The 12,834-nt window shown below is 62.1% G+C and carries 13 protein-coding genes; 9 read left to right on the top strand and 4 right to left on the bottom strand.

Annotation, left to right across the window (positions count from 1 at the left end; all coding sequences use genetic code 11):
- Nucleotides 1–24: 24 nt before the first annotated feature.
- From AC6I97_RS12900 to AC6I97_RS12875, 6 genes are read left to right on the top strand one after another with little or no spacing between them, the layout of a single operon-like run.
- Complete coding sequence (locus AC6I97_RS12900; protein ID WP_396133434.1) at nucleotides 25–846, top strand: helix-turn-helix transcriptional regulator; 822 nt, start codon at nucleotides 25–27, stop codon at nucleotides 844–846.
- Entirely contained in the window at nucleotides 846–2,309 is a 1,464-nt protein-coding gene (sufB, locus tag AC6I97_RS12895; protein ID WP_223932865.1) for a Fe-S cluster assembly protein SufB, read from the top strand. The genes AC6I97_RS12900 and sufB overlap by 1 nt, the downstream gene beginning before the upstream one ends.
- Before the next feature lie 2 nt (nucleotides 2,310–2,311).
- Nucleotides 2,312–3,625 (top strand): Fe-S cluster assembly protein SufD, encoded by a 1,314-nt coding sequence (gene sufD / locus AC6I97_RS12890; RefSeq protein ID WP_309926168.1) that lies wholly within the window; start codon nucleotides 2,312–2,314, stop codon nucleotides 3,623–3,625.
- An 18-nt stretch (nucleotides 3,626–3,643) separates the two neighbouring features.
- A complete protein-coding gene (locus tag AC6I97_RS12885) occupies nucleotides 3,644–4,000 on the top strand; it encodes a non-heme iron oxygenase ferredoxin subunit (RefSeq protein WP_497945057.1) in 357 nt (118 codons plus the stop codon).
- A 44-nt stretch (nucleotides 4,001–4,044) separates the two neighbouring features.
- Complete coding sequence (gene sufC / locus AC6I97_RS12880; protein WP_224090246.1) at nucleotides 4,045–4,830, top strand: Fe-S cluster assembly ATPase SufC; 786 nt, start codon at nucleotides 4,045–4,047, stop codon at nucleotides 4,828–4,830.
- 13 nt (nucleotides 4,831–4,843) lie between these two features.
- Complete coding sequence (locus AC6I97_RS12875) at nucleotides 4,844–5,176, top strand: metal-sulfur cluster assembly factor (protein WP_021470428.1); 333 nt, start codon at nucleotides 4,844–4,846, stop codon at nucleotides 5,174–5,176.
- A 90-nt stretch (nucleotides 5,177–5,266) separates the two neighbouring features.
- Here AC6I97_RS12875 and ypfJ read toward each other — a convergent pair whose 3' ends face one another.
- A complete protein-coding gene (gene ypfJ / locus AC6I97_RS12870) occupies nucleotides 5,267–6,166 on the bottom strand; it encodes a KPN_02809 family neutral zinc metallopeptidase (protein ID WP_497945056.1) in 900 nt (299 codons plus the stop codon).
- A 61-nt stretch (nucleotides 6,167–6,227) separates the two neighbouring features.
- Here ypfJ and AC6I97_RS12865 point away from each other — a divergent pair, with 61 nt between their 5' ends.
- Together AC6I97_RS12865 and AC6I97_RS12860 are read left to right on the top strand one after the other, a co-directional pair.
- Nucleotides 6,228–7,619 carry a class I adenylate-forming enzyme family protein gene (locus AC6I97_RS12865; protein WP_497945055.1) on the top strand — a complete coding sequence of 464 codons (1,392 nt, stop codon included), beginning with the start codon at nucleotides 6,228–6,230 and terminating at the stop codon, nucleotides 7,617–7,619.
- Entirely contained in the window at nucleotides 7,591–8,829 is a 1,239-nt protein-coding gene (locus tag AC6I97_RS12860) for a thiolase family protein (protein ID WP_497945054.1), read from the top strand. Before AC6I97_RS12865 ends, AC6I97_RS12860 begins: the two co-directional genes overlap by 29 nt.
- A gap of 57 nt (nucleotides 8,830–8,886) precedes the next feature.
- Here AC6I97_RS12860 and AC6I97_RS12855 read toward each other — a convergent pair whose 3' ends face one another.
- Genes AC6I97_RS12855 through AC6I97_RS12845 form a run of 3 tightly spaced genes read right to left on the bottom strand, consistent with a single transcriptional unit; the run spans nucleotide 8,887 to nucleotide 10,927 of the window.
- On the bottom strand, nucleotides 8,887–9,516 hold the full coding sequence (locus AC6I97_RS12855) for an energy-coupling factor transporter transmembrane component T family protein (RefSeq protein ID WP_497945053.1): 630 nt from the start codon (nucleotides 9,514–9,516) through the stop codon (nucleotides 8,887–8,889).
- Between the two features lie 10 nt (nucleotides 9,517–9,526).
- A complete protein-coding gene (locus tag AC6I97_RS12850; RefSeq protein WP_497945052.1) occupies nucleotides 9,527–10,279 on the bottom strand; it encodes an energy-coupling factor ABC transporter ATP-binding protein in 753 nt (250 codons plus the stop codon).
- Nucleotides 10,280–10,312: 33 nt separating this feature from the next.
- Entirely contained in the window at nucleotides 10,313–10,927 is a 615-nt protein-coding gene (locus AC6I97_RS12845; RefSeq protein ID WP_223946046.1) for a biotin transporter BioY, read from the bottom strand.
- Nucleotides 10,928–11,204: 277 nt separating this feature from the next.
- Here AC6I97_RS12845 and AC6I97_RS12840 point away from each other — a divergent pair, with 277 nt between their 5' ends.
- Entirely contained in the window at nucleotides 11,205–12,803 is a 1,599-nt protein-coding gene (locus AC6I97_RS12840; RefSeq protein WP_224090256.1) for an ABC-F family ATP-binding cassette domain-containing protein, read from the top strand.
- Nucleotides 12,804–12,834 lie beyond the last annotated feature (31 nt).

Raw genomic sequence — 12,834 nt, 5'->3', positions numbered from 1 at the left:
CGACATGATTGTGTTGTGTATTCCATGAGCAGTCCAATTTCCATGCCCTCACGGCGGCATGCTGCAGCGGCGGAGGCCTTCGCGCCTTCGTCTGCGCTGCCGGACGCGGAAGACCGCACAAGGGACCGCGTTCTGGGTGCCGTGTTGGAGCACGGCCCCGTTAGTGCTGCCGAGTTGGGTGACCTCCTTGGCTTCACGCCTGCAGCAGTCCGCCGGCATCTGGATCACTTGGAGCGCAATGGCGTTATCGAAGTCAAGCGCGTCGCCAAGGCTGGAGCCGGTGCGGGACGCCCTGCGCGCCGCTATGTCCTGAGTTCACAAGGGCAATCCAAACTTGGCGATGACTACTTGAACATCGCCAGCTCCGCGCTCCGGCGACTCCAGGAAATAGCCGGTGAGGATGCAGTCCGCGAATATGCGGAAGAGCGCTTCTCTGAAATGGAGCGCCGCTATGCCCCCGAAGTTGCGGCCGCCGGGCAGGACATCGCCGCCCGCGCCTTGGCCTTGTCCAAGGCCCTCAGCCGGGACGGCTACGTAGCCTCTGCCCATTCCATTGAGGCCAAAGCCCCTCTGCCGGCAGAATTTTCCAGTGTCCAGCTGTGCCAGGGACATTGCCCCATACAGCAGCTCGCAGCCGAATTCCCGGTTTTTTGTGACAGCGAAACCAAAGTCTTTTCCCGCTTGGTGGGCGTCGACGTCCGGCGTCTTTCAACCCTGGCGCAAGGCGGGCACGTCTGCACCACCCATATACCTACCGGGCGACCAGCTGCCACGGTGCCCCACAGCACCGCAGAGCAGTCCGGGAACCCGTACCAGGAATCAAACAACCAGCAAGAAAGGCCGTGATGACGGACCAACTAGCAGAGAAAGCGGTAGCTGACGGCACTGTGATCTCGGAGATTCTGGAGAAGAATCCCGAACTGCACGGTATCGGAAACTACGAGTACGGCTGGGCCGACAAGAACGACGTAGGCGCAAACGCCCGTCGTGGCCTCGACGAGGAGGTTGTCCGCGACATCTCCTCGAAGAAGAACGAGCCCGAATGGATGCTCGATCTGCGCCTCAAGGGCCTGAAGTACTTTGACCGCAAGCCCATGCCTACGTGGGGCGCAGACCTCTCGGGCATCGACTTCGACAACATCAAGTACTTCGTGCGTTCCACTGAGAAGCAGGCGGCAACGTGGGAAGATCTGCCGGAAGACATCCGGAACACCTACGAAAAGCTCGGCATCCCGGAAGCTGAGCGCAGCCGGCTCGTTTCCGGCGTCGCTGCCCAGTACGAATCCGAAGTTGTCTACCACCAGATCCGCGAGGACCTCGAGGCCCAGGGCGTTATCTTCCTGGACACGGACACCGCCCTGCGGGAACACCCGGAGATCTTCCAGGAGTACTTCGGCACCATCATCCCCGTGGGCGACAACAAGTTCGCTTCCCTGAACACGGCAGTATGGTCCGGTGGATCGTTCGTGTACGTGCCCAAGGGCGTGCACGTGGACATCCCGCTCCAGGCTTACTTCCGTATCAACACGGAGAACATGGGCCAGTTCGAGCGCACCCTGATCATCGCCGATGAGGACTCCTACGTTCACTACATCGAGGGTTGCACGGCTCCGATCTACACCTCGGATTCCCTGCACTCCGCCGTTGTGGAGATCATCGTGAAGAAGGGCGCCCGCGTCCGCTACACGACCATCCAGAACTGGTCCAACAACGTGTACAACCTCGTCACCAAGCGTGCCATCTGCGAAGAGGGCGCCACCATGGAGTGGATCGATGGCAACATCGGTTCCAAGGTGACCATGAAGTACCCGGCTGTTTACCTGGTAGGCGAGCACGCCAAGGGTGAAACCCTGTCCATCGCTTTTGCCGGCGAGGGCCAGCACCAGGACACCGGCTCCAAGATGGTGCACATCGCACCGAACACCAAGAGCTCCATCATTTCCAAGTCCGTGGCGCGCGGCGGTGGCCGTGCAGCTTACCGCGGCTTGGTCCAGGTCCGCGAAGGTGCAAAACACTCGGCCAACACGGTCCGTTGCGACGCCCTTCTGGTGGATACCATTTCCCGCTCGGACACGTACCCGTACATCGACATCCGTGAAGACGACGTCGTTATGGGTCACGAGGCCACCGTTTCCCGCGTCAGCGAAGAGCAGCTCTTCTATCTGATGTCCCGCGGTATGCCTGAGGACGAGGCCATGGCCATGATCGTGCGCGGCTTCATCGAGCCGATCGCCCGTGAACTGCCCATGGAATATGCCCTTGAGCTGAACCGCTTGATTGAACTGCAGATGGAAGGGTCCGTCGGTTAACAATGACTGATATCACTACTGAAAAGGCACGCATCGGCGCGCCCTCGGCCCAGCCGTTTATCGACGGCTTCACCGAGGAAGGCGAAAACCTTTCGCCCGTAAACACCGGAACAAACACCAGCACGACGTCGGAGCAGCCTGCTGCTGGTCCGCTCGGCGGCGCATCGGTAAAGAGCCACTCGCATGGCGGCGGCGTCGGTATTCCGGACAGCTCCCGCGCCGGACGCCTCACGTCCTACAAGCTGGAGGACTTCAAGCCCCTGACCGGTCTTGAAGAAGACTGGCGTTTCACACCGCTGAAGCGCCTGCGCGGCCTCCACACCGAGGTCCTTGACGGTGCAGCTCCCGCTGTCAGCGTGACTGCACCTTCCGGCGTCGTTGTCGAAACGGTTGGCCGCGAGGATCAGCGGATCGGCCAGGCAGCAATTCCCGAAGACCGCGTGTCCGCCAACGGTTGGGAGAACTTCACCGAGGCTACAGTTGTCACGGTTCCGGCTGAGCTCCAGGCCGAGGGCGAAGTTTCCGTCCTGATCACCGGATCCGGCGAGGCTCCGGCTGCCCAGCACATCGTGATTGTGGCAGAGCGTTTCTCCAAGGCTGTTGTTGTGTTGGACCACCAGGGCACCGCGGTCGTTTCCGAGAACGTTGAAATCATCGTCGAGGATGGCGCTGAACTGACTGTCGTGTCCTTGCAGGAATGGGACGACAAAGCAGTACATGCTTCATCGCAACAGGCCAAGATCGGCCGCGACGCGAAGTTCAAGCACATTGTGGTCAGCCTTGGCGGCGACGTTGTTCGCGTTACGCCGTCCACCCGTTTCACGGCCCCTGGTGCCGACGTCGAGATGTTCGGCCTGTACTTCGCCGATGCTGGTCAGCACCTTGAGCAGCGCCTGTTTGTTGACCACGCAGTGGCCAACTGCAAGTCGCGTGTGCTGTACAAGGGCGCGCTGCAGGGCCGCAACGCCCACACTGTGTGGGTAGGCGACGTCCTGATCCGTAAGGAAGCCGAAGGCACCGACACCTATGAGGCCAACCGCAACCTGGTCCTCACGGACGGTGCACGTGCGGACTCTGTGCCGAACCTGGAAATCGAGACGGGACTCATCGAGGGTGCCGGCCACGCCAGCGCCACCGGCCGTTTCGACGACGAGCACCTGTTCTACCTCATGGCACGCGGCATTCCGGAAAAGGTTGCCCGCCGCCTGGTGGTTCGAGGCTTCCTCAACGAGATCATCCAGCAGATCAACGTCCCGGCAATCGAAGAACGCCTGACCGCAGCTGTTGAGCGCGAACTCGCCGCGACCGACAACTAGCAGACCAGGCAGGCAACCATGAGTGAACAAACCAAGGGCGAACTGGTATGCAACGCCAATGACATCCAGGTCAAGCAGGCGCTGCGCGTCCTGATCGATGACTATCCCGTAGCCATCGTGAGGGACTCGATGGGTGAGATCCATGCCATCGGCGATACCTGCTCGCACGCGGACATCTCGTTGTCCGAAGGCGAGATTGACGGCTGTGCGATTGAGTGCTGGGGGCACGGTTCCCAGTTCGACCTCCGCAGCGGACAGCCTCTCCAGCTGCCTGCCTACGACCCCGTTCCCGTTTTCGCCGTCACCATCGATGGTGACGACGTCTACGTGGACGTGACCAACATTGTGAACGGTGCTTCGGTAGATAACTACTGAGCGCCCGGTATCACCAGACTTACGAACGGAAAAGAAAGAAGAGCATGTCTACTCTTGAGATCAAGGACCTGCACGTCAGCATCGAGACGGAGCAGGGCACCAAGGAGATCCTGAAGGGCGTCAGCCTCACCATCAAGACCGGTGAAACGCACGCCATCATGGGCCCCAACGGCTCGGGCAAGTCCACCCTCGCTTCCACCATTGCCGGCCACCCCCGTTACACGGTAACCAGCGGCACCATCACGCTCGATGGCGAAAACGTCCTCGAAATGAGCGTTGACGAGCGCGCCCGTGCAGGCGTCTTCCTCGCCATGCAGTACCCGGTTGAGGTTCCCGGCGTCACCATGACGAACTTCCTGCGGACCGCCAAGACGGCGATCGACGGCGAAGCACCCGCCCTTCGCACGTGGACCAAGGACGTCAAGGCTGCCATGCAGCAGCTGCGCATCGACGCCGACTTCGCACAGCGCAACGTCAACGAAGGCTTCTCCGGTGGAGAGAAGAAGCGCGTCGAGATCCTTCAGCTCGAGCTCTTCAAGCCGAAGTTCGCGGTTCTGGATGAGACCGACTCAGGCCTGGACGTCGACGCCCTCAAGGTAGTTTCCGAAGGCGTCAACCGCGCACACGCAGAGGGCAACATGGGCACGCTGCTCATCACCCACTACACCCGCATCCTGCGCTACATCAAGCCGGACTTCGTCCACGTCTTCGTTGACGGCAAGGTCGTTGAAGAGGGCGGCCCCGAGCTCGCTGACCGCCTTGAAGAAGAAGGCTACGACCGCTACGCCGCAGGCGCCGGCGTTGCCGTTGCTCCTGCCGTACAGGCCTAGTTAGGATCGTTCCATGACCGAAATCAACGCGGCGCGCACCAGCCTCGAGGACGTCGAGGAAGCGCTCAAGGACGTCATTGACCCGGAACTCGGTGTCAATGTCGTTGACTTGGGCCTCCTCTATGGCCTGAAGTACTCGGACGAGGACGGCGCACTCCTCATCGACATGACGCTGACCACTGCGGCCTGCCCGCTGACTGACGTCCTGGAGGAGCAGGTGGGCAAGTCCCTTGACGGAATCGTCGATGACTGGCGCCTCAACTGGGTATGGATGCCGCCATGGGGTCCTGAGCGGATCACCGACGACGGCAAGGACCAGATGCGGGCCCTCGGCTTCAACATCTGATCAGCAGTTTTCGCCTTTCAAGGGCAAATAGAAATGGTTCCGGGCCAATTGGCCCGGAACCATTTCTGCATTTAACCGATAGTCCAGCAGCTACGGTGCTGCAACACCAAAGGTGTCGCATTTGTTGATGTCGCCTGTGGCGTACCCCTGGTAGAACCACTTCTGCCGCTGTTCGCTTGAGCCATGGGTCCATGACTCCGGCGAGACCCGTCCGGTTGCGGCTTCCTGGATGCGGTCATCGCCGACGGCGGACGCGGCGGACAGCGCGTCCTGCAGGTCCTGCTCGGTGAGGGGGTCAAGGAACGGCTTGCCCGTTGCAGGGTCCTTCTGGGTGGTGGCGTGGCGAACCCATAGTCCGGCGTAGCAGTCCGCCTGCAGTTCGACACGGACTGCACCGGATTGTGGTCCTTGGGGATCCTGTTGTGCCCGGTCCAGGTTGCCCAGGATGTTTTGGATGTGGTGGCCGAATTCGTGGGCCACCACATACTCCTGCGCCAGTGGACCCCCTGATGAACCAAAACGGGTCACGAGCTCATCGAAGAACCCGGGGTCGAAGTATGCCTTGGTGTCCGCCGGGCAATAGAAGGGTCCTACAGCCGTGGTGGCAGGGCCACATCCCGTATTGGTTCCCTGGTCGAAGATGACCGTTCCGGGCCGGGAGTACTGCACGTTGTATTGGGCGAGGTATTCCGGCCAGAAGGCATTAAGGCTGTTGACCGTGCCTGTGATCCGGCAGTCGAGTCGTTTATCCGCGTCCGCGCCCGTCTGGCACTCCTGCACGCCGCCGCTCCCGCCTTGCACGGCGGGAGGCTGCGTTCCGCCGCCTGTAAGGTCACCAAGGATATTGGGGTTGATTCCGAAGAGGGCCAGAAGCAGCACGACGATGCCACCACCAATCCCGCCACCTATCTTCGTCCCACGGCCCATGCCTCCGCCGCGTCGGTCTTCTACCTGGGATGGGTCAAGCTGCGCACCGTCATTGAAACTCATACAGTCAGAATAGACGTCACCGTTGGTGCCGTAGGGAGAACACTGCCGTAAAATTGCGGGGATGCCTTTCCTGGACAAAATTCAGCTCTGGGCCGATGAGCGTCCCCACGACACCGCCGTCGTTGTGGGGCGCAGCCGGCTCAACTGGGCCGAGCTCCGCGACGCCGCGGCGGGCCTGCTTGGCCATGCGATGGCCACTACTGTGCTTGCCGAGCCCAACTCCACTGACTTCATCGCCAAGTTCGCGGCGGCGGTGGCGGGGGAGCGCCGCTGTGCCGTGCTGGACCCACAGTGGCCCGCAGCAATGGTGGATGAAGTGACGTCCCGGATCGTCGACTCTTCCGTCGCATCCGGCGTCGAACTCATTGACGGGGATCCCTCCACGACGTTCCTGATTGGGCTTACGTCCGGCACCACTTCGGTGCCGAAGGCGTTCACGCGGTCCCGCCGTTCCTGGCAGGTTTCCTTCGAGGCATCGGTCGAGTTCTTTGGGCTCTCGCAGGACGACCGGACCCTGGCAGCAGGTCCGCTCTCCTCCAGCTTGAACCTCTATGCCCTGTCCGAGTGCCTGTACGCGGGCTCCGCATTCCACACGCTGGAGTCCTTCGACGTGGGTGACGCCCACGCTTCGATCAGCCATGACAACATCACCAGGCTGGTTCTTACGCCCACTATGCTTCGTTTGCTGAGTGAACGGGGCCTGGCTGGAGACGTGGATGCTTCGGGCATCCGCAGCATTGTCTGCGCGGGTTCCAAGCTCGATGGCCGTACGATGGAAGCGGCGCGCCGCTGGGCCCCGCATGCTGCCATCTTTGAATACTACGGAGCCTCCGAATTGAGCTTCGTTTCCGGCACTCGGTTGGCTGCGGGGGAACCCCTTGACGTCGGGGGTACGGGGATTGGCCGGCCTTTTCCTGGTGTGGAATTGCGGATCCTGGACGACACCGGCCGGAACCTTCCGGACGGGGAGCACGGCAACATCAGCGTCCGCAGTGGGATGGTCAGCAACGGCTACCTCTGGGGTGACGACGGCCAGGCCCTCCGCTGCTTGGACGGCTGGTACACCGTGGGGGACCAAGGCTATCTCGCCGACGGGACCCTGCACATTCTGGGACGTCGTTCGGACATGATCATCACTGCGGGGAAGAACGTGTATCCGCACGAGGTGGAACTCGCCCTCGCCTCCGTTCCGGGCATCGAAGTTGCGGTAGCAGCCGGCGCTCCGGATGACGTCCGCGGTCAAAAGGTGATTGCCGGCGTCGTTCCCGCCTACGGTGCCGTCACGGCGACGCAGCTCCGCACCGGCCTTGATGGCCTTCTCGCTCGGGACAAGTGGCCGCTGCAGTACTACGTCCTGTCCGAGTTACCCATTACGGATCGCGGTAAGGTCAGCCGGATGGTGCTACTCGACTGGATCAAAAACCATGATGCCCGGGCGCGTCCCCTTGGGTAGCGGCGTCCCCTTGGGTAGCGGCCCTTCAATGCAGGAGGTGGACGAGTCCCGCCAGCCGGTCATCATAGCGGCGTTGCGGACTCCGATCTGCCGTGCAAACGGGCAGCTGAAGCGTTTCCGGGCGCCGGACCTCCTGGCACCGGTCATCCGTTCCCTCGTCGAGTCGGCAGGCATTGATCCGGCAGGGGTGAACGACGTCATCGTGGGCAATGCTGTTGGTGGTGGTGGAAACGTGGCGCGATTCGCTGCGCTGCAGGCCGGCCTGCCCATCACGGTGCCTGGGCTCACGGTTGATCGGCAGTGTGGTTCCGGCTTGGATGCTATTGCACTTGCTGCGCGTCTGGTTGGCGCCGGTGGAGATCCGCTGTATGTGGCCGGCGGGGTGGAAAGCATCAGTACCGCTCCAGCGCGGGCCAACAGGACCGACGACGGCGGCCTGGACTTTTATTCGCGGGCCACCTTTGTGCCGCCCGGGTTTGGTGACCCCGACATGGGTGTTGCTGCGGAAAATGTGGCGCGCACGTTTGGTATCAGTCGTGAGCGGCAGGATGAGTACGCACTCCGCAGCCATCGGCGGGCACTTGAGGCTGTTGCAGCGGGCAAGCTCGCACGCGAAATCGTGCCGCTGGAAAATGGCGGGACGCTCGTCGAGGCCGACGACGGCCCCAAGCGTTCGTTGCGCGCTTCGCTGATGTCACGGTTCCCGGCAGTTTTCGTCCCTGACGGAACGGTCACGGCAGCCAACTCGTGTTTCGATGCCGACGCGGCTGCCGCCGTCGTTATAACGTCCCTGAAGCGTGCCCGGGAGATGGGCGCGGTTGACGGCTTGCTGGTTTTGGGTTGTGAAACGACGGGGGTGCATCCGGAGTTGCTCGGCATCGGGGCCGCGCATGCTGCGGAACGGTTGTTGGCTCAGCAAGGCGTGGCTGCCAATGACGTTGACCTCATCGAATTCAATGAAGCTTTTGCCTCACAGGCCATCGCTTGCCTTGATCATCTGGGCATCGATCCCGGGAAGGCCAATGCAGAGGGCGGAGCGCTGGCGCTTGGCCACGGCTACGGCGCTTCGGGGGCAGTCCTGGTGACGCGCCTGTTCACCCAGGCGCGCAGCCTGTCCGAAAACTCCGGACCCGCACCGCTGGCCTTGGCGATGATCAGCATCGCGGGGGGCATGGGCACGGCAGCCCTCCTGCGTTACGCCCGGCTCTGACCCAACGGAGTCGCATTAGAGCGCGTTTAGAGCCGTCAAAACGCGCTCAGCTGCGACCTAGTTGGGCTCGTTCGGTTCCCCGAGTCCCCGGGCGGCCAAAGCGTCGCCGGTTTGCCGCGCATAAGCGACCGTCGAGATAAAGACGGGGAGTATAAGTGCCCTTGGATTGCGTTCAAGTCCGCGGGCGCGGGCCGCATCCCTGACGTCCGAAAAGGCTCCCGCGATGAACGGGATGCTCCTGAGCATCACGGCGATGGTCAGCGCGAAACGCTCGGGATCGGCACCGAAGCGCTGGAACGGTTTGGCGAGGGAGACAACGCCGTCCAAGAGGTCCTGCACGGGTGTGGTGGCAGTTAGAACCGAGGCTGCGACGACGCACACCAGGACGTTCAGGACAATGCGTGCAGCCGTGGGGGCACCCAATTGCCACCATTGGAACAAGCCGATCACCACAAGGATGGGCGTAACCGTCCATATGGCACGCATCAGTCGGCGCAAACCGGCCCCGCTGAGCAGGAACAAGCCGCACATCAGGGCGAAGACCACCAGCGACACCGCCCAGTCGACGATCAGGAAGGACGCCGTTCCGCAGGCAGCCACTACAAGGAACTTCAGCCACAACGGGATTTGGTGGATGAGCGAGTTTCCCGGCACATAGTTTGCAATCAGGAAGCCATGGCCCCTCATAACCGGCACCTCATGACTGGCCTCTCCCCGGACGTTCGCCAAAGCCCGGGACCTCGTCGAGGGCAGTTGCGCACAGCTCCCGGTACCGTGCGACGCCTTCGGACGGCCCGCCGTCGAAGATGATGCGCCCTGAGTCCACCACCAGGACGCGGTCCATATCCAGGGCGAGGTCGAGGTCGTGCGTGGACATCATCACTTGCTGGTCCAAGCCCGCCACCGTGCGGCGAAGGAGTTCGCGGTTACGAAGATCAAGCAAGGTGGAGGGCTCATCGAGGACCAGCACTTTGGGGTCGACGGCGAGGACCGCAGCCAGGGCCAGCAACTGACGCTCGCCACCGGAGAGCTCATAGATGCTCTGGTCTGCCAAGGGCAGCAGGCCAAACCGGTCAAGAACCGCCTCGGCGCGCGTGGCCCGTTCGCGCGCGTTTTTGATGGTGCGGCGGAGCGAGAGTTCGACGTCTTCCCGCCCGGTAGGCATCACCAATTGCGACAAGGGATCTGTGAAGACGAAGCCGACGTTCGCACGAACCCTGCGCACAGCTTTGACTGTGTCATCGCCGTGGACTTCAACAGTTCCGTCGCTGGGCTCCACCAGGCCGTTCACCAGCCGCAACAGTGTGGACTTTCCGGAACCGTTGGCCCCAATGACGCCGATGCGCCGCTCCGTAAGGCTCAAGGAAACATCCTCCAGCAGGGTCTTGGACGTGCTGGTGCCGTCAATGGCCACACGAACCGAGACCCTGCTGAAGCTGATGGAGTTCATAGAGGTATTGTTTCCGACTTTGCGTGTCGCAGGCTATTTGACCCTGCGGACCAGGACATCCGGGAAGGCTTTGTGAATAGCCACAGCAATGATCACTGCAAGGACATTCTTGAGGATGTCCCCGGGGTAGAACGCCAGATCGGCAATGAAGGCTTTGGTGAAGTCCAGTTTGCCGTTGACCATCATGCCCAGGACGCCCAGGCCGTGGATGAGGACGATGCTGCTGACCATAGCTGCAGCAAACAGGAGCAGGGAGCGGTTCCGCACCGTCTTACGGATAATCAGCGCGGCCAGATAGCCCGTGGCGGCCGCCGCGAGGGGGAAGGCAATGATGTAGCCTGCCGAAGCTGTAGCGAGGATGCCCAGTCCGCTGCGGCCTCCGCTGAAGATCGGCAGCCCGGCGAGCCCAAGGAGAACATAAAGCCCGACGGCGGCGAATCCCCGCCCGGGGCCAAGCACCAGGCCGCTCAGCATCACAGTGAGGGTCACCAGGGTGATCGGCACGCCAAGGGCGCCAACCGGAATGCCGGGAACGATCGCGGATGCGGCCACAAGGGCTGCGAAGACGGCAATGAGGCCGAGGTCTGTGGCGGTCCATCGCTTACGCGAAGAGTTGCGTTCCACAGAGGCGGAGGTGGTTTGGCTCATGACGGGTCCTATCAGGAAATGCTGTGGGTGCGAGGTTGACGTTTATTTCCCCCAACAGTGAGGATACGGAGCTTGGGAACGGCCTTTTTTGGAGCCTCTCCACAACCGTGGGTCTAAATTCTGTGGGTGATGGCACAACGCGCCGACCGGGCAATGTGAGGTCCGGGGGAGGGCATGGTGCCGGTAGACTTGAACAGGCTGTTCTCACAGCCGTCCCCGCCGCACTACCGGGCCAACCGGTCACGCAGGCGTTCCCCATTGAAAGGCATCACCCGAATTGATTACCGTCCAGGAACTCGAACTCCGCGCCGGCGCACGCCTGCTCATGGACAAGGTCAACTTCAGGGTGGACAAAGGCGACAAAATCGGCCTTGTTGGACGCAACGGCGCCGGCAAGACCACTTTGACCCGCGTCCTCGCGGGCGAAGGCCTCCCGGCGGGCGGCAAAGTGACCCGGAGCGGCGAGATCGGCTATCTGCCACAGGATCCCCGCACCCCGGACATGGAACAGCTCGCCCGTGATCGCATCCTTTCTGCACGTGGCTTGGACGTGGTGGTAGGGAAACTGAAGAAGGCGCAGGCTGAGATGGCCAGCGAGGATGACGCCATCCAGCGCAAGGCCATGAACCGCTACGATCGCTTGGAAGCTGAGTTCCTGGCTGGCGGCGGATACGCCGCTGAAGCTGAGGCAGCCGCGATCTCCTCCAACCTTGCGCTCCCGGAACGCATCCTTAACCAGCCGCTGAAGACCCTCTCCGGTGGTCAGCGCCGTCGCGTGGAACTCGCCCGTATTCTCTATTCCTCGGCAGAAACCCTGCTCCTTGACGAACCAACCAACCACCTCGACGCCGACTCCATCACCTGGCTGCGCGACTTCCTCAAGGACCACCAGGGTGGGTTGATCGTGATCAGCCACGATGTTGAATTGTTGGAGGCCACGGTCAACAAGGTCTACCACCTTGACGCGAACAGAGCCCAGATCGACTACTACAACATGGGCTGGAAGCGCTATCTCCAGCAGCGCGAAACGGATGAAAGGGCCCGAAAGCGCGAACGGGCCAATGCGGAAAAGAAGGCCCAGGTCCTCATCGACCAGGCCAACAAGATGCGCGCCAAGGCAACGAAAGCCGTCGCAGCACAGAACATGGCAAAGCGTGCTGAGCGTCTCCTTGGCGGTTTGGAAGCCGTTCGTGAAAACGATCGCGTCGCCGCCCTGCGCTTCCCGGATCCGTCACCCTGCGGCAAGACCCCGCTGACTGCCGAAGGTCTCAGCAAGTCCTACGGCTCCCTGGAGATTTTCACTGACGTGGACCTGGCGATCGATCGCGGTTCCAAAGTGGTGATCCTTGGCCTCAACGGCGCGGGCAAGACCACCCTCCTGCGAATGCTTGCAGGCGTGGACAAGCCGGATACCGGCGACATCATCCCGGGGCACGGATTGAAGGTGGGCTACTACGCCCAGGAACACGAAACCCTGGACCACGATCGCACCGTCCTCGAAAACATGCGTTCCTCCGCACCTGACATGAAGGACGCCGAAGTCCGCGGCATTCTGGGTTCGTTCCTGTTCTCGGGTGACGATGTCGAAAAGCCGGCGGGTGTTTTGTCAGGTGGCGAGAAGACCCGGCTAGCCCTTGCAACCATCGTGGCCTCCAGCGCCAACGTGCTGCTCCTCGACGAGCCCACCAACAACCTGGACCCCGCCAGCCGCGCGGAAATCCTTGGTGCACTGAAGAACTACAGTGGCGCTGTCGTCATGGTCAGCCACGATGAGGGCGCCGTATCGGCCCTGAACCCGGAGCGCGTGGTGCTGCTTCCGGACGGTGTCGAAGACCACTGGAACGAGGACTACCTGGACCTGATCACGCTGGCGTAGGGACCGTTCACTTCTGCGTCCGCTTCGCGGC

Source organism: Arthrobacter sp. TmtSoilC48, from assembly GCF_059739425.1.
Note: the sequence above shows the minus strand (reverse complement) of the source record. Positions and strands in the feature narration are given on the sequence as shown.